Origin of the sequence: Pseudomonas sp. YeP6b (assembly GCF_025642995.1) — a bacterium.
Lineage (GTDB): Bacteria > Pseudomonadota > Gammaproteobacteria > Pseudomonadales > Pseudomonadaceae > Aquipseudomonas.
Genome location: NZ_CP080090.1, coordinates 3607218 through 3621992, shown reverse-complemented (window position 1 = coordinate 3621992; position 14775 = coordinate 3607218). Strand labels below are relative to the sequence as shown.

Below are 14775 nucleotides of genomic sequence, written 5' to 3'. Positions count from 1 at the left end.
CGCCACCTCGACAGGTCCTAGGGTGCGAGCAATGACCATGTGAGAGGGGAGCCCGTCTTACCCTTGTCTTGGACGGGCTTTGTATTGGGTGCTGCCGGGTGTTTCAACAGTCACGCACTGCGAAGGCTTACAACGTTTCTACCTGTCGGGTTAGCAAACTCAAATGGGGATACGTGCTTCTCCCGATTCGCGTCAAGGTAGTCAGCCCACCATTGCACCATCAGCCGCCGTTCTTCCAAGTGTTCAGCCTTGTGGATGTACGCCGCCCGTACCCCGTTGCGCTCTTGGTGGCTCATTTGCCGTTCAACCGCATCACGCGACCACAATCCCGACTCCACCAGTGCGCTACACGCCATGGCACGGAACCCATGCCCACACACTTCGGTTTTGGTGCAATACCCCATACCGCGCAATGCTTTGTTGATCGTGTTTTCGCTCATTGGTTTGTAGTGGTAATGGTCGCCAGGGAATACCAGCTCAAAACCAGAAGACAGGCCCCGGATCTGCTCAAGGATGCCTGTAGCCTGGCGCGATAATGGCACCAGATGGGACGTCCCCATTTTGGCTCCCCGCTGAGAATGCTTGACCCCTTCGATTGCCTCCCTGCTGCCTGGGATCGTCCACAACGCGCGGCCCGCGTCAATCTCTCCCCACCTGGCGAACCGAAGTTCACTTGAGCGAATGAACACGGCAAGGGTCAGGTGAACAGCTAGGACCGTGAGCGGTCGCCCGCCGTAGCTGTCAATTCGGCCCAGTAGTTCAGGAAGGCGCTCAAACTGGAGCGCGGGACGGTGAACAGTTTTCTTGGTGGCAATAGCCCCGGCCAGGTCTAGCGCTGGGTTGTAATCAATCACGCCATTCTGCGCGGCGTAACGCATGATGCAGACCGTTCGCTGTTTCAGCCTTGACGCAGTGTCGAGCGCTCCGCGCTTTTCAACTAACCGAAGCGGTGCAAGTAGGTCGCGGGTTTTTAAGTCGGCAACTGATCGCCTTCCAATGGCCGGAAATAAGTCGGCCTCTAGTTCTGACAGTACGCGGGCTGAATGCCCAGGCGACCACTTGAGCATGCTAGCGTGCCAGGCCCTGGCGACAGCCTCAAAATTGTTCAGGCTTGCCGCTGACCTGTCTGCCTTTTTCTCACGCGCAGACTCAATCGGGTCAATTCCCTTTGTGAGTAGTGCGCGCGTCTCGGCGCGACGGTCGCGTGCCGCCTTGAGTGAAATTTCCGGGTAAACACCAAATGAGGCAAGCCCAGCCCGTCCATCTGGTTTGTTGTATTTCATCCGCCAGTATTTGCCGCCAGAAGTTTTGACCAATAGATACAACCCTTGGCCGTCAAACAGCTTGTATTCGCGCTCTCGTGGCTTCGCTGTCGAGCATCGAATATCTGTTAGGGGGGCAATGATTTTTGGCATTTTTCGGGATACTCCATAAGTCGAACCGGGGATATCCCGAAATGTATCCCCTGATGGATGGGTTTGCATAGCACTGGATGGCACCCCCTGGAACGACAAACCCCGCACTAGGCGGGGTTTGTTTGGCTCTTTTGGGACTGCTTGGCACTCCCTGGAACTGCTAAATGGTGCCCGAAGCCGGAATCGAACCGGCACGCCCTTACGAGCGGGGGATTTTAAGTCCCATGCGTCTACCAGTTTCGCCATTCGGGCGGTAGCGCGGTGCAGCAGGGTTGGGAATATATAGACCCGAGCGTTTGGATGCAAGGTCGAAAACGCTGTTTATCGCTTTAATCCAAAGCTGAAAAAGCTTGTCAGATCAGTGATCTACACAGGAAAGCTGGGGCTGAAGCGAGGTGTTGGACACCTCGCGAAACGTTCCAGTCAACAACTGACACGGGCCTGAATGACTCAGACAAATGGCTGCCCGCTGAAACCGCGTGGCAAACGCTGCAAGCCGGGCAGGTCGGTGAGGCGTTGTGTCCACGCGCTGCGCCAATCGCTGGCGGTGTGGGTTTTGGCTTTGCGTGCGGAGCGGCGGGCGGCGTTGCGTTGGGTGCGGCGCGCTTCCTTGTAGGCATCGGTATTGCGGCAGGTACGGCATTTGACTCGGTTCAGCTCAGTGCTGGACGTGAGGTTGCTGCCGTGGTGGCCGCAGGCTAAATGCCCGGCGACCTTGAAGTGAGTGACCATGTAAGCGTCTCCTTCTTATGGGGTGCGCGCATCGGTAATACGCTGATGTGCGCGAGGAGGGCGGGCTGCGGAAAATCCCGACACCTGAAGTTACGACCCCAGACGCAGCGCAGCGTTCGGTTTTGCGCTTAAGGGTGTTCAGGCTAATCTGTGCCGCCAACAATCATAAAAAGGAGTGAATGATGAGCGTCGAAAAACTGCCGCTGGAAGGCAGCTGCCGCTGCAATCGGGTGCGTTTCAGTGTGAGCTTGCCACCGGTGATTACCATGGCGTGCCATTGCAGCGGCTGCCAGAAAATGACCTCCAGTGCGTTCTCCCTCAGCGCGCTGTTTCCCGCCAGCGGCTTTACCGTGACTCAGGGCTGCCCGGTGATTGGCGGCTTGCACGGTGTGGACCGCCACTATTGCTGCCCGCATTGCATGAGCTGGCTGTTTACCCGCCCGCATGGCATCGATGAGTTCGTCAATGTGCGTGCGACCTTGCTGGATAACGCCAGTGATTACGTGCCTTTCATGGAAACCTGGACCAGCGAAAAGCTGCCTTGGGCCACGACCCCCGCGGTCGAAAGCTTTGCGCAATTGCCTGAGCTGCAAGAATTCCCGCGCTTGATGCAGGCCTACGCGCAGCGCTGAGTTCAGTCGACCAGTGCCAGCAGGTCGGTGTCGCCCACGTCCACGCCCGCCTGGGTCAGCAACGTGGTTGCCTGGCCCCGGTGGTGGGTCTGGTGGTTGAAAAAATGCACCAGCAAGCCGAAGAACGGTTTGCTGTTCGCCACGCCGCGCATGTTGTGGTAACTCAGGCGCTGATCCAGGTCGGTTTCGCGCAGGCTGTGGGCCCACTCGAGGATGAGTTGGTCCAGCCAGGCGCGATGGTTTGCCAGCTCGCGGATATCGGCAAAGGCCAACTGCTTGAGGTCGCTGGGTGTGGCAATCGCACTTAAGGAGGCCAGGGCCGCAAAGTTTGCCGGGTGCTGGGCAAAGCGCTTGAGCCAGACGGTGTCGCCCAGCGCCAGGTGATTGAGGGTGCCGAGAATCGAGCCGAAAAACGCCTGTCGGTCCGCGCTCAGCTCTGCGTCCGTCAGCGTGCCGGCGGCTTCGTAGACTTTGCGGTTCATCCACTGGTTGTAGTGGGCCATCAACGCGATGTGCTCGATGCGGTTCACGTGGGTTCTCTCTTAGCGGCGTAGTGGCGCCATCATAAGGCGTGCCCGCCCGGCGGTCATGGTGTTCCAGCCTGGGCGGGCTATGGTTGTTGAACGCCATTACTGCGCCCCGGGAGGGTGAGAGCATGAACACCAGCGATCTATTGGAACAATTGCTGCGCGGGCAGCAAGGCGGCGGCGCCTCGGGCGGTGGCCTGGGTGGGCTGCTGGGCGGTTTACTGAAAGGCACCAGTACCGGGAATGCCTCGGCTGGCGGCGGTTTGGGTGGGTTATTGGGTGGCCTGGGTGGGTTGTTGGGCGGTGCGCCCGCCAGTGGTTCGACGCCGACGCGCTCAGGCGGGATGAATTACGCGGCGCTGGCTTCGTTGGGAATGGCGGCGTTTCAGGCGTATCAGGCGTGGCAGCGTCAGCAGGCGTCTGCGCCGCAGCAAGCGATCCAAACGGTTGACCAGCTTGATGGGCCGCAGGCTGAGGCTCATAGCCATGCGCTGTTGCGTGCGCTGATTGCGGCGGCTAAGGCGGATGGCGAGATTGATGAGCAGGAGCAGGAGATGATCTCAGCCGAGATTGGGCGCCATACTGATGACCCGCAATTGCAGCAATGGCTCGATGCCGAGGTGGCCAAGCCGCTGAATGCTGCGGATTTTGCTGAATATGCGAAAGATCCGGCGGTGGCTTCGGAGGTTTATTTGGCCAGTGTGATGCTGGTGAATGTTGAGCAGGCAGGGGAACGGGGTTATCTGGATGAGTTGGCGGGGCAGTTGCGGATTGATCCGGGGTTGCAGGTGCATCTGGAGCAGCAGGCTAAGGCTTAGAGGCTGTTTTTTGAGTACATATCCGTTGCTGCGGTAACGGCTGATATGGGTTCCGCCCTTACGGCGGGTCACTTTTGAAAGAGCCCAAAAGTAACCAAAGGCTCTTGCCCCACCACTCGGCACCTCGCCTAGGCTCGGTGTGCCCTCACGCAGGCTTTGGACCGTGGGCCGCCGCCATGGGCCATCCTTGGCCCATCGCGGCTAAACCGGCGTCCTGCCGGTTTACCCCGCTCCAAAGCCTGCGTTCGGCCAGCGTGGTTTAACGGGGCGCCTCAGATCAAGATCAATATCAAAGCAAAGAGCACGGCGGCCTAGTAGCCGACCTGAGTGGTTAGATCAAAAGCAAGCCGAGGCGGCCTGACAGCCGACCTGATCTTGGAAGATGAAACTCAATCAAATGTGGGAGCTGGCTTGCCTGCGATGGCATCGGCTGGTTATGCCTGACACACCGAGGTGCTTGCATCGCAGGCAAGCCAGCTCCCACAGAAAAGCAGAGCACTGCGGTGCTGGCAGCTAAACTCGGTCAAAATTGTGGGAGCGGGCTTGCTCGCGAAGGCGGTGGGTCAGTCAGCTCATGTGTAACTGTTCCACCGCCTTCGCGAGCAAGCCCGCTCCCACATTGAATTGAGTCCAGTCTCCACTATCAGGCCGCTGCCTTAGAAACGCACCGTAGCCCCCGTAGTCAACCACCGGTTACGGTCCCCATTCAGGCTTTGCCCAACTACCAAGTCGACATCAACCAACTGGCCCACATGCAATCGCGGCCCGGCCTGCCATGCCTGGTCGCCGCCTTCCTGGCCGTAGCGCTCGCCAATCAGTGTCAGCGCATCCGCAACCTGGTATTCGAACCCGGTTCCCCAGGTCAGGCGGTGATTTTGCTCACCGCCGTTGTAGGCGTGTGTCCAGCCAGCATTCACGTTCAGGCGCAGCGCTTCGAGGGGTTGCCAGGTCAACGGAATGTTCAGGTCCGCGCCGTCAAACGCGTGTTGGCGATCCAGCGCAAAATGCGAAGTCGCTGCCACCGCCATCTGCAGCCCCAAGTCATCCCGCGACCACACTTGCGCCTTCACTTGCGGGCTGACTTGGGTCTCGGTCTCGCCGGCGTTGCTGGCGCGCGACAGTGCGGCGCTCCATTGCACCGAAGGCAGTGCGCTGAAGGTGCAGGCCGGGTTCAAGGTTTGGTTATGGACGTTGCCTTGATGCCGATTGGCGCTGTACCAGGCGTCCACATTGCATTCTCCCGGGGCGTTGACGGCGCCGTCGTCGACCACATAAGCACCACCGGCTGCATGGGCCTTGGAAAGCAGCGCGATGAGCAACACAAGGCCCAGGGTCACGCCGATAAAGGTCAAGTTACGTTGCAGCGCGCGCCGCTTGGCCGGCGGTAACAGCAACAAGGTGTGGCGAGCGTCGCGATAGTGACGTGCGCGGTATTTGGCAAACCCGTCTAGACGGGCAGGGGTGTGTTTTTTGTGCATGATGCACCTCGCTTGAATTCAGCTTTCTACAATCAGCACCGAAATGCCGCTGGCTTTGGCCTGGCAGACCAGCTCCGAGGTGTCGTCACCACCCGGCAGGGCGATGATTACGTCGGGGCGGCTGTCGGTCAGCATGAAATGGTTGCGCTGGCGTTCCGCCTGCTTGCCGTGGCGTTGCCAATTGGGCGGGTAGCGCACCACGTCGATGCCGATTTCCCGCGCCCACTCCTCAACGTCACTGCCCAGGAACTGGTTGCCGCCGTGAATCAATACCTGCACCGGGCGCAGGCGGTGGTAAGCGTCCAGCACTTGGCGGGACTTTTTGGTGTCGGCGTAATGACGACCTGCACAGATCAAGACGCGCATAGTTGAATCCTTGTGTTGCACGGTGGCCGCCGGGCGACGGCCACCGTTTTCAGAGGCGGGTGATCAGTACCACTGCTTGAAGCGGCGGATGTAGATCGTTTTCATCAGTTGGGCCACGCAGCAGTAGGCGAGCAGGGTGCCGACCAGCCATGGGAAGTACGCCAGCGGCAGCGGCTCCAGGCCGACCAGGGTGCCCAGCGGCGAGAACGGTACGTAGATCCCCAGCCCGATGACGATGGCGGTCATCATCAGCACCGGCCAGGCGGCCGTGCTCTGGAAGAACGGGATCTTGCGAGTGCGCAACATGTGCACCACTAAGGTTTGCGACAACAGCCCTTCGATAAACCAGCCGGACTGGAACAGGGTCTGCATTTCCACGCTGTTGGCGCTGAACACGTACCACATCAGTGCAAAGGTGGTGATGTCGAAGATCGACGAGGTTGGCCCGATCCAGATCATGAAGCGGCCAATGTTTTTCGCATCCCACTTACGCGGTTTGGCCAGGTATTCCTTGTCCATCTTGTCCCACGGCAAGGCCAGCTGGGAGATGTCGTACATCAGGTTTTGCAGCAGCAGGTGGATCGCCAGCATCGGCATAAACGGAATGAACGCACTGGCCACCAGCACCGAGAACACGTTGCCGAAGTTGGAACTGGCGGTCATGTTCAGGTACTTCATGATATTGCCGAAGGTTTCGCGGCCTTTGAGCACGCCTTCTTCCAGCACCATCAGGCTCTTTTCCAAGAGGATGATGTCGGCCGACTCCTTGGCGATGTCGGTGCCGCTGTCCACCGAGATACCCACGTCGGCATCGCGCAGCGCCGGCGCATCGTTGATGCCGTCACCCAGGAAGCCCACGGTGTGGCCGTTGGCTTGCAGCGCCTTGAGCACCCGGGATTTCTGCAGCGGCGTGAGCTTGGCAAACACCGTGCGCTCTTCCACGCGGCGCATCAGGGTGGCGTCGTCCATCGCTTCGATTTCTACGCCCAACAGTGGCTGGCCAGGTTCAAGGCCGACTTGGCGACAGATCTTGCTGGTGACCACGGCGTTGTCGCCGGTCAACACTTTCACCGCCACGCCGATTTGTTGCAGTGCAGCAATCGCCGGGCCTGCGGTTTCCTTTGGTGGATCAAGGAAAGTCAGGAAGCCCTGGATGACCAGGTTGCGCTCATCGGCGGTGGTGTATTGCTGGCGAGCCAGGGATTTAGGGATGTTGCGGGTGGCGACCACCAGTACACGGAAACCATCTTCGTTGTAGTCGTTCGCCAGTGCCAACAACTCGTCACGGCGACGATCATCCAGCGGCACTGCAGCGCCATCCTCTATCACGTGGGTGGAAATGCTGAGCATCTCTTCCACGGCGCCCTTGCACACCAGCAACTGGTCGCCGGAAGCATCCTTGACCACGATCGACAGGCGACGGCGTACAAAGTCGAACGGCAATTCATCGACCTTGCTGTAGGCAAATGGCAGCTGGAACTTGGGGTTGTGTTCCGAGAACTGCACCACGGCCTGGTCCATCAGGTTCTTCATGCCGCTCTGGTGGTAGCTGTTCAGCCAGGCCAGGGACAGCACCGCATCATCACGTTGGCCAAAGGCGTTGACGTGGTGTTCGAGGATGATTTTGTCTTGGGTCAGGGTGCCGGTCTTGTCGGTGCACAGCACGTCCATTGAGCCGAAGTTCTGGATCGCATTCAGGCGTTTGACCACCACTTTGCGCTTGGCCATGGCGGTGGCGCCCTTGGCCAGGTTGGCGCTGACGATCATTGGCAGCATTTCCGGGGTCAGGCCCACGGCCACCGCCAGGGCAAACAGGAACGCATCGCCCCAGTCGCCTTTGGAGAAGCCATTGAGCAGGAACACGATCGGCACCATCACCAGCATGAAGCGAATCAACAGCCAGCTGACGCTGTTCACCCCACGGTCGAACGCGGTCTGCACCCGCGAGCCGACAATGGCCTTGGCCAGCGAGCCAAAGTAAGTGCGTGGCCCGGTGGCGACCACTACGGCCTTGGCGCGGCCGCTGACCACGTTGGTGCCCATGAAGCAGATGTTCGGCAGGTCGAGCAGGTTGCCTTGGTCGGCTGCCAGCGAAGAGGCAGACTTTTGTGTGACGTCACCGAGGGTGTCATATTTCTCGACCGGCAAGGCTTCACCAGTCAGCACGGCCTGGCTGATAAACAGGTCGCGCGACTCGATCAGGCGGATATCGGCCGGGATCATGTCGCCGGCCGACAGTTGCACGATGTCGCCGGCGACCAGGTCGCGCATCGGTACTTCGCGCAGCGTTGGCTGGGCGCCGACTTGCTCACGGCGCAGCACCGTGGCGGTGGTGCGCACCATGGCTTTCAGCGCTTCGGCGGATTTGGCCGAGCGGTGCTCCTGCCAGAAGCGCAGCAGGCTGCTGAGCAGCACCATGGTCATGATGATGATGACTTTGGTCAGGTCGACTTCTTCACCAGCCTGCAAGGGCAGCCAGTAGTCCGTGATAAAGCTGATGCCGGCCAGGGTCAGCAGTACGTAGATGAAGGGGTTGTTCAGTGCCTGCAGGAACTGGACGATGGCGTGAGGCGGCTTGTCATGGGCCACCTCGTTGTAGCCTTCGCGCTGCAGACGTGCCGAGGCGTCCAGCTCGGTCAAACCGTCCTGGGTGGCTCGCACATTGGCGAGGGTGGCCTGTAGGCCGTTCTGGGCTTCACGGGCGGCACGCATCGACAGTTTGGTGTCGGCGTCGGTGCCATTTTTCTTGTGCAGAGGCGTGTTTTTTACGGCGCTCATTGTCTGTACTCCTGTCGCCAATTCTCGACAAAACATACCCGGTACTTACCTGAATACAGGCGAGCGAAAGCATGCCGAGCCGCGGACTTCGCGATCGGTTTAAATAAGGTGTTCACATAACTTCTACAGCGCCCGCCAGACGCACGTTAGTTAACTAACGCGCAGCGGGCTACTACTGGACTTGTTCATAAAGAACTCCAGACTATTAATCAGAAAGTTGCTGTTTCCAGCCGGTTTAAGCGGCGCGAGTGCTCAGGTAAAAACCGAGCAACAGGCTCGCTTGAGCCAGTGTGGAAACCTTAGGTCTCTGCGGGTCTTGAGGGTCGGCGTGGTCCCAGTGCTGCAGCAGTTGGCCGCTGGCAGGGCAGATACGCCAGTGCGCCAGCGGGGGAGCCGGACGCACTTGGGGGGAAGGTGCAGCAAAGGCGGAACGAGTAGGCGAAAAACCTACGGGCTCGCGGCACAGCTTGGCGCGCAGGGCTGCGGCTAGCGTACGTACATCAGGCAAAACTAAGAGTTGGAAGGTCATAACACACCTCGGGACCGGACGGGCGACCGGTGAGGCAGTTACGGTGGAGCATCAAGCTCTAGCGCAGCTTACCGGACCTGGAAGGCGAGTCCTGTCATATTCTGGGTTTGGCGCCCGATGCCCGCATTAGCGGTGCTCGGACAGCGACTAGATACTGTGTCCATTGGCTTCTTTTGTGAGGTTTAAAAAAGGCCCCAGTTGTGGGCAGGGGCAATCTACTCAGATGGTTACAAAATGTCAACGCATGATTAATTAAATTAACCCGTGTTCAGAGTTCATTCAGATAAGCCGCTCGGAAAGTTACTGGATATATAACTTCATACACCCTGTGCTGCCAGAACAGCCAGATACATCAATACCAGACCACACACGCCATAACTGATGCGCTGCCACAGCGGTGAGGCGTTCTTGCGTAGCAGGTTGACCAGTGCGGCAATCAGAAAACATGACAGCACCGACGCCAGCATAAAGCCTGCAAAAAACATCAACGTTTGCGCATGGCTGGGCGTGGCGCCGACGATGCCCGACAACGCGCTGCCCAGTGCGCCCCAATAAACGATGTTCTTCGGGTTGGCCAGGGAAATGGCCGCGCCTACCGCCAGCGCGTTTTGCCCGCAGCGGGCCGGCGCGGTGTCCGCTACGGGCAAGTGCCAGGCGTCGATCAGGCTGCGCACGCCCAGCCAGGCCAGGTACAGCGCGCACACGATGGCAAGTGGTACGCGCACGGCATCATGCGCAATCAGCAGGGCAATGCCGGTGAGGCCGATCACCGCCCACACGGCGTCGCCCACCAGCGAGCCGATCTGCACCAGCAAGGCCGGGGTAAAGCCCTGGAGCAAGCCTCGGCGCAACGTCTCGGCCAGCACTGCGCCGGGCGAGAGGCAAAATACAAAACCGAATACCAGCGCGTAAAAAAAGATCGTCAACATGCCCGCGTTCCTTCAAGAGAAGCGGGCAGTGTGCGGGCGTGTGGAGTAGGCGTCTTGAACCAGATTGCGCTTTCAACGTTTCAATACGCTTTGATAGCGGCCAGGGGTGATGCCATAGGCGGCGCGGAAGTGCCGGTTGAGGTGGCTCTGGTCGGCAAAGCCCAGGTCATGCGCGACGTCGCTGGCCGAGACACCGCTGCGCAAAAGCCCCTTGGCGCGACAGGTGCGCAGTTGCATGGCCCATTGCCTGGGGCTTAGCCCGGTTTCTTTCTGGAAGGCGCGCAACAGGTGGAATTTGGACAGGCCCAGTTCATCACCCAGTTGGTCCAGCGGTGGCGACTGGTGTAGCTGCGAGGCGAGTAATTCCTGGGCGCGGCTGATCAGGCTTTTGCTGGTTTTCGGGCTGCCTGCCAGGCGCACACCGCTGACGCCGACCACCTCACCCAGCAGCAGCACCAAGGCTTCTTCATTGCGTTCGCGTAGCCATGCATCGGCGCTCAAGGCACCTTTGATTGCCGCCGCCAGGCGCTGCGCCAAGTCAGGCTGAAAGCAACACGCGTGATCAAACTCCACGTGGGAGAGCCCAAGGTCAGCCGCTAACTGCTCCGCCGTGGCGTACAGGCTGACAAAGTGCCAAGGCGCGCCGTGCGCCGCGCCGCCGCCCTGAATCTGCCCGGGGTTGTACAAGGTTATGCTGCCGGGCCCGGCCTCGAACTCGCGGCGGTCGAGCCAGACCTTTTCTTCACCGATCAGGTTCACGCCGATCACGCATTCATCATGGCTGTGGCGGGCAAAGGTCAGGCCGGTGCAGTGGGTGCTACTGACTTCGTAGTTGCCTAGCCAGGCGTGTTGAAGGGTGCTCATCGGGAAGGCTCGTGGAATCGGACTGCGGCCAGCATACGGGGGTTGTCGGCCTGACGGAACGACTACAGCAGTGCGATGCGGTCCAGCTCAGCCTTCAATTGCGCGGGGGAGAGCTGTGCAAAAGGCAGTGCGAAGAATGCTTGGCAGCGGGTGGCGATAGTGCTCAGGGTGAGCTGGAACGCCGCCTCGATACTGGCCTCGTCACGTTTAACCTCCGACGGGTCTGCCAACCCCCAATGCGCCTTCAGCGCTGGCCCGAAATACACCGGGCATGCTTCGCCGGCAGCCTTGTCGCAAACGGTGATGACCACGTCCGGCGGGCTGTCTTCAAACGCATCATTGCCCTTGCTGTATAAGCCGTCGGTGTTGATACCCGCCGCCTGTAACGTACTCAAGCTGCGCGGTAGCACCTGGCCCTTGGGGAAGCTGCCGGAGCTGATCGCCTCGAAGCCTGGCGGCGCCAGGTGGTTGAACAGCGCTTCGGACAAGATGCTGCGGCAGCTGTTGGCGGTACACATGAACAGGACTTTCATGGCGTTAGCTCCTTTAGAGGCTCAGACGCAAGGCGAGGGCGGCCAGGGTGATCAACAACACCGGCAAGGTCAGCACAATCCCGACTTTGAAGTAGTAACCCCAGGTGATGGTGATGCCTTTGCGCGCCAGGATATGCAGCCACAACAAGGTGGCCAGGCTGCCGATAGGGGTGATTTTCGGGCCCAGGTCGCTGCCGATGACATTGGCGTAGATCATCGCGTCCTTGACCACACCCACGGCATGGCTGGACTCGATGGACAGCGCGCCGATCAGCACGGTCGGCAGGTTGTTCATCGCCGACGACAGCAGCGCCGTCAGCACGCCGGTGCCCATGGCTGCGCCCCACACGCCATAGGTGGCGAAGGTGTCGAGCCAGGTGGCGAGGTAGGTGGTCAGGCCGGCGTTACGCAGGCCGTAAACCACCAGGTACATGCCCAAGGAAAAGATCACGATTTGCCAAGGGGCTTCTTTCAGTACTTTGCGCGTTGAGATCGTGTGGCCCTTGGCGGCGATCACCAGCAGTAATACGGCGCACGCGGCCGAAATAGCACTGATGGGAATGCCCAGCGGTTCCAAGGCGAAACAGCCGACCAGCAAGATACCGAGCACCCACCAACCGGCGCGAAAGGTCGCACGGTCGTGAATGGCGCTGGACGGCTCTTCCAGGTCGGCGGGGTCGTAGGTCTGCGGAATATCGCGGCGGAAAAACCACAGCAACACCGCCAGGGTTGCTGCGACGCTGACGAAGTTGACCGGCACCATCACGGCGGCATATTCGTTGAAGCCGATCTTGAAATAATCTGCCGAGACGATGTTCACCAGGTTTGACACCACTAACGGCAAGCTCGCCGTGTCCGCGATAAACCCGGCGCCCATCACGAAGGCCAGGGTCGCCGCCGGGGAAAAGCGCAAGGCCAGCAGCATCGACATCACGATGGGCGTGAGGATCAACGCGGCGCCGTCGTTGGCAAACAGCGCTGAAACCAGCGCCCCGAGCAGCACCATGTACGCAAACAAGCGCCGGCCACGCCCACGGCCCCAGCGCGCCACGTGCAGCGCGGTCCAGGCAAAGAACCCGGCTTCATCGAGCAACAGGCTGATGATAATCAGCGCGACAAAGGTGCCGGTGGCGTTCCAGATGATGTGCCACACCACCGGGATGTCCGCCAGGCTGATCACGCCACAGGCCAGGGCGAGGATCGCGCCCAGGGTTGCGCTCCAGCCAACGCCCAAGCCTTTGGGCTGCCAGATGACCAACACGATGGTGAAGATAAAAATCGCAATCGCGACAAGCATGAATAAACGCTCCGATGGCTCAGCAGCAGGTGCTGGCCCGTTGTGGTCTGTCGCCCATTGCATCAAGACGCAGCGCGTCGTTTTGCAACCATGGCTGGTTGGCTTGCAAGGTGGTGTCCAGCACCTGTGTGACCCAGGCGGGCAGTGCCGGATTGATGCGGTAATAGACCCATTGGCCCTGACGGCGGTCCAGCAACAGCCCGCTACTGCGCAGATGCGCCAGGTGGCGGGAGATTTTCGGTTGACTGTCGTCCAGAGCATGGATCAGTTCGCACACGCAAAGTTCGCCCTCGCGCAGGATCAATAACGTCAACCGCGCGCGGGTAGCATCCGCCAGGCATTTGAACAGGGTGGGTGGGGAGAGGAGGTCCGGCATTTTGAGGCCTTCGTATATATGGCTATCCGAATATATGGATAAACATATATGTAGGTCAAATCCTGATTTCGTTTGACGTGGATCAAATGCCGCTAAATCAACCACAAGTGACTGAAATTAAAATGAAACACGAATGTCCTAAAGTGCCTGCCCATTGCTGATGAAGGAAGAACCCGCGTGACCCGTGCCACTCGCAACCTGCGCAAGACCCTCGATTCCGTCGCGGACAACAACGAAACCGCTGCGTTTGATTTGATGCGCGCCGTCGAAAAACTCGGCGATGAAGTGCTGCGCCAACGCCTGCTCAATACCATCCACCGGCTCAACCAGGATGCTCATGAGCTGCGCGAGGCGCGTGACTCGGTGGAGCAGGTGTCGGTCAAGCTCGCCTGAGCACGATCGTTCAAGACAAGCCCCGCATGACGCTGGCATGCTTGTAGACTGTCTGTCGATGAGCCGTCTCCATGCCTACAGCCTTACCTCATTACGCCTTCGGTCGCGGCGCCATCGCCGTCATCCCCTTGTCCCTGGCCTGTGCGCCCTGGGGGCTGCTCGCCGGTTCCATGGCCATTGATGCGCAATTTACCCCGCTGCAAGCCCAGGGATTGTCTGCCATCGTCTTCGCCGGTGCCGCGCAGTTGGTGGCCATCGGTATGGTTAAGAGTGGCGCCAGCCTGATTTCGATTGTGCTGACCACGTTGCTGCTGACTTCCCAGCATTTGCTCTACGGCATGCATATGCGCCCCACGCTGTCGTCGCTCAATACGCGCTGGCGTATGAGCTTGGGTTTTTTGTTGACCGATGAGTTTTTTGCGCTGGTCAACCACTATGACCGTGAGACTTTCAATCGCTGGTATGCACTGGGTGTTGGCCTGACGTTTTATATCATTTGGAACCTGTTTACCTTGGCGGGCATTGTGCTTGGCAAGAGCATTCCCGGCCTTGATCAGCTGGGGTTGGAGTTTTCGATTGCGGCGACATTTATCGCGTTGATTACGCCGGTGGTGCGGGATGTGCCCACGGTGGTGTGCGTGGCGGTTTCGCTGTTGTGCTCGGTGTGGTTGAGTTACTTGCACTGGGAGTCGGCGGTGGTGGTCTCGGGGGTGCTGGGGATGAGCGCGGGGTTCGCCTGTAAGCGGCTTGGGGTAGGGCAGCGATGATTTACCTGATGATTGTGGGCATGGGGCTGGTGGTGTTTTTTAACCGCTACGTGTTTATTGAGCCGCGGTTGCCGGTGCGGCTTAATCGCGGGGCGCGGGAGTTTCTTGGGTTTGCGGTGCCGGGGATGCTGACGGCGATCTGTGGGCCGATTATTTTTCTCGCGGACCATAAATTGAATTTGAGTCTGGCAAATCCTTATTTGTTAGCGGGTGTTTGTGCGGTGGCGTTGATGTTTTGGACGCGCAGTGTGTTGGTGACTGTGCTGCTGAGTATGGGGTTGTTTTATTTGTTTCGTTGGTGGGTTTGAGGGGGCGGCGGTGTTGGGTTTTGGGTGTATATC

General features: G+C 59.5%; 17 protein-coding genes and 1 tRNA gene. 5 read left to right on the top strand and 13 right to left on the bottom strand.

The features are described 5' to 3' along the window. Positions 1 to 110 precede the first annotated feature (110 nt). The 3 genes from KZH41_RS16165 to KZH41_RS16155 form a co-directional block, all read right to left on the bottom strand. On the bottom strand, positions 111 to 1415 hold the full coding sequence (locus KZH41_RS16165; RefSeq protein ID WP_263273040.1) for a tyrosine-type recombinase/integrase: 1305 nt from the start codon (positions 1413 to 1415) through the stop codon (positions 111 to 113). Positions 1416 to 1580: 165 nt separating this feature from the next. After that, positions 1581 to 1667: transfer RNA gene (locus tag KZH41_RS16160), tRNA-Leu, on the bottom strand. A 198-nt stretch (positions 1668 to 1865) separates the two neighbouring features. After that, positions 1866 to 2147, bottom strand: coding sequence for a hypothetical protein (locus tag KZH41_RS16155; protein ID WP_094953889.1), 282 nt, complete (start codon positions 2145 to 2147; stop codon positions 1866 to 1868). A 182-nt stretch (positions 2148 to 2329) separates the two neighbouring features. On the opposite strand from KZH41_RS16155, the gene KZH41_RS16150 reads away from it, so the two are divergent. After that, the gene (locus tag KZH41_RS16150) at positions 2330 to 2779 is read left to right on the top strand and encodes a GFA family protein (RefSeq protein WP_242149631.1); all 450 of its coding nucleotides are present in this window, start codon (positions 2330 to 2332) and stop codon (positions 2777 to 2779) included. Positions 2780 to 2781: 2 nt separating this feature from the next. On the opposite strand, the gene KZH41_RS16145 is transcribed toward KZH41_RS16150, so the two are convergent. Then, positions 2782 to 3309: a DinB family protein gene (locus KZH41_RS16145; protein WP_263273038.1), complete on the bottom strand. Its 528-nt coding sequence runs from the start codon at positions 3307 to 3309 to the stop codon at positions 2782 to 2784. A gap of 125 nt (positions 3310 to 3434) precedes the next feature. Between KZH41_RS16145 and KZH41_RS16140 the strand changes: the two genes are divergently transcribed. Further along, positions 3435 to 4124 (top strand): tellurite resistance TerB family protein, encoded by a 690-nt coding sequence (locus tag KZH41_RS16140; protein WP_094953886.1) that lies wholly within the window; start codon positions 3435 to 3437, stop codon positions 4122 to 4124. Between the two features lie 656 nt (positions 4125 to 4780). On the opposite strand, the gene KZH41_RS16135 is transcribed toward KZH41_RS16140, so the two are convergent. From KZH41_RS16135 to KZH41_RS16095, 9 genes are all read right to left on the bottom strand, one after another. After that, positions 4781 to 5602 carry a hypothetical protein gene (locus tag KZH41_RS16135; RefSeq protein WP_242149622.1) on the bottom strand — a complete coding sequence of 274 codons (822 nt, stop codon included), beginning with the start codon at positions 5600 to 5602 and terminating at the stop codon, positions 4781 to 4783. Positions 5603 to 5620: 18 nt separating this feature from the next. Continuing rightward, positions 5621 to 5968 carry a DUF2493 domain-containing protein gene (locus tag KZH41_RS16130; protein WP_094953640.1) on the bottom strand — a complete coding sequence of 116 codons (348 nt, stop codon included), beginning with the start codon at positions 5966 to 5968 and terminating at the stop codon, positions 5621 to 5623. Between the two features lie 63 nt (positions 5969 to 6031). Then, positions 6032 to 8746, bottom strand: a complete 2715-nt coding sequence (gene mgtA, locus KZH41_RS16125; RefSeq protein ID WP_094953641.1) for a magnesium-translocating P-type ATPase — start codon at positions 8744 to 8746, stop codon at positions 6032 to 6034. Between the two features lie 235 nt (positions 8747 to 8981). After that, complete coding sequence (locus KZH41_RS16120; RefSeq protein ID WP_094953642.1) at positions 8982 to 9275, bottom strand: hypothetical protein; 294 nt, start codon at positions 9273 to 9275, stop codon at positions 8982 to 8984. Positions 9276 to 9592: 317 nt separating this feature from the next. Beyond that, positions 9593 to 10204, bottom strand: coding sequence for a LysE family translocator (locus KZH41_RS16115; protein ID WP_263273032.1), 612 nt, complete (start codon positions 10202 to 10204; stop codon positions 9593 to 9595). A 72-nt stretch (positions 10205 to 10276) separates the two neighbouring features. Then, entirely contained in the window at positions 10277 to 11068 is a 792-nt protein-coding gene (locus KZH41_RS16110; RefSeq protein ID WP_263273030.1) for an AraC family transcriptional regulator, read from the bottom strand. Positions 11069 to 11130: 62 nt separating this feature from the next. Further along, the gene (locus KZH41_RS16105) at positions 11131 to 11601 is read right to left on the bottom strand and encodes an arsenate reductase ArsC (RefSeq protein WP_263273028.1); all 471 of its coding nucleotides are present in this window, start codon (positions 11599 to 11601) and stop codon (positions 11131 to 11133) included. 13 nt (positions 11602 to 11614) lie between these two features. Continuing rightward, on the bottom strand, positions 11615 to 12898 hold the full coding sequence (locus KZH41_RS16100) for an arsenic transporter (RefSeq protein WP_263273026.1): 1284 nt from the start codon (positions 12896 to 12898) through the stop codon (positions 11615 to 11617). Between the two features lie 19 nt (positions 12899 to 12917). Further along, on the bottom strand, positions 12918 to 13274 hold the full coding sequence (locus tag KZH41_RS16095) for a metalloregulator ArsR/SmtB family transcription factor (RefSeq protein ID WP_263273025.1): 357 nt from the start codon (positions 13272 to 13274) through the stop codon (positions 12918 to 12920). A gap of 177 nt (positions 13275 to 13451) precedes the next feature. On the opposite strand from KZH41_RS16095, the gene KZH41_RS16090 reads away from it, so the two are divergent. The 3 genes from KZH41_RS16090 (at position 13452) to KZH41_RS16080 (ending at position 14742) form a co-directional block, all read left to right on the top strand. Then, positions 13452 to 13667, top strand: a complete 216-nt coding sequence (locus KZH41_RS16090; protein WP_017138831.1) for a hypothetical protein — start codon at positions 13452 to 13454, stop codon at positions 13665 to 13667. 71 nt (positions 13668 to 13738) lie between these two features. Next, positions 13739 to 14434, top strand: a complete 696-nt coding sequence (locus KZH41_RS16085) for an AzlC family ABC transporter permease (RefSeq protein WP_094953648.1) — start codon at positions 13739 to 13741, stop codon at positions 14432 to 14434. Next, on the top strand, positions 14431 to 14742 hold the full coding sequence (locus KZH41_RS16080; protein WP_094953649.1) for an AzlD domain-containing protein: 312 nt from the start codon (positions 14431 to 14433) through the stop codon (positions 14740 to 14742). Before KZH41_RS16085 ends, KZH41_RS16080 begins: the two co-directional genes overlap by 4 nt. Positions 14743 to 14775: the final 33 nt, after the last annotated feature.

What these genes read in the sequence shown, in the direction of transcription:
- KZH41_RS16165 (WP_263273040.1), bottom strand. Translation starts at nt 1,415, where the DNA reads ATGCCAAAAATCATTGCCCCCCTAACAGATATTCGATGCTCGACAGCG.
- KZH41_RS16155 (WP_094953889.1), bottom strand. Translation starts at nt 2,147, where the DNA reads ATGGTCACTCACTTCAAGGTCGCCGGGCATTTAGCCTGCGGCCACCAC.
- KZH41_RS16150 (WP_242149631.1), top strand. Translation starts at nt 2,330, where the DNA reads ATGAGCGTCGAAAAACTGCCGCTGGAAGGCAGCTGCCGCTGCAATCGG.
- KZH41_RS16140 (WP_094953886.1), top strand. Translation starts at nt 3,435, where the DNA reads ATGAACACCAGCGATCTATTGGAACAATTGCTGCGCGGGCAGCAAGGC.
- KZH41_RS16135 (WP_242149622.1), bottom strand. Translation starts at nt 5,602, where the DNA reads ATGCACAAAAAACACACCCCTGCCCGTCTAGACGGGTTTGCCAAATAC.
- KZH41_RS16130 (WP_094953640.1), bottom strand. Translation starts at nt 5,968, where the DNA reads ATGCGCGTCTTGATCTGTGCAGGTCGTCATTACGCCGACACCAAAAAG.
- mgtA (WP_094953641.1), bottom strand. Translation starts at nt 8,746, where the DNA reads ATGAGCGCCGTAAAAAACACGCCTCTGCACAAGAAAAATGGCACCGAC.
- KZH41_RS16120 (WP_094953642.1), bottom strand. Translation starts at nt 9,275, where the DNA reads ATGACCTTCCAACTCTTAGTTTTGCCTGATGTACGTACGCTAGCCGCA.
- KZH41_RS16115 (WP_263273032.1), bottom strand. Translation starts at nt 10,204, where the DNA reads ATGTTGACGATCTTTTTTTACGCGCTGGTATTCGGTTTTGTATTTTGC.
- KZH41_RS16110 (WP_263273030.1), bottom strand. Translation starts at nt 11,068, where the DNA reads ATGAGCACCCTTCAACACGCCTGGCTAGGCAACTACGAAGTCAGTAGC.
- KZH41_RS16105 (WP_263273028.1), bottom strand. Translation starts at nt 11,601, where the DNA reads ATGAAAGTCCTGTTCATGTGTACCGCCAACAGCTGCCGCAGCATCTTG.
- KZH41_RS16100 (WP_263273026.1), bottom strand. Translation starts at nt 12,898, where the DNA reads ATGCTTGTCGCGATTGCGATTTTTATCTTCACCATCGTGTTGGTCATC.
- KZH41_RS16095 (WP_263273025.1), bottom strand. Translation starts at nt 13,274, where the DNA reads ATGCCGGACCTCCTCTCCCCACCCACCCTGTTCAAATGCCTGGCGGAT.
- KZH41_RS16085 (WP_094953648.1), top strand. Translation starts at nt 13,739, where the DNA reads ATGCCTACAGCCTTACCTCATTACGCCTTCGGTCGCGGCGCCATCGCC.
- KZH41_RS16080 (WP_094953649.1), top strand. Translation starts at nt 14,431, where the DNA reads ATGATTTACCTGATGATTGTGGGCATGGGGCTGGTGGTGTTTTTTAAC.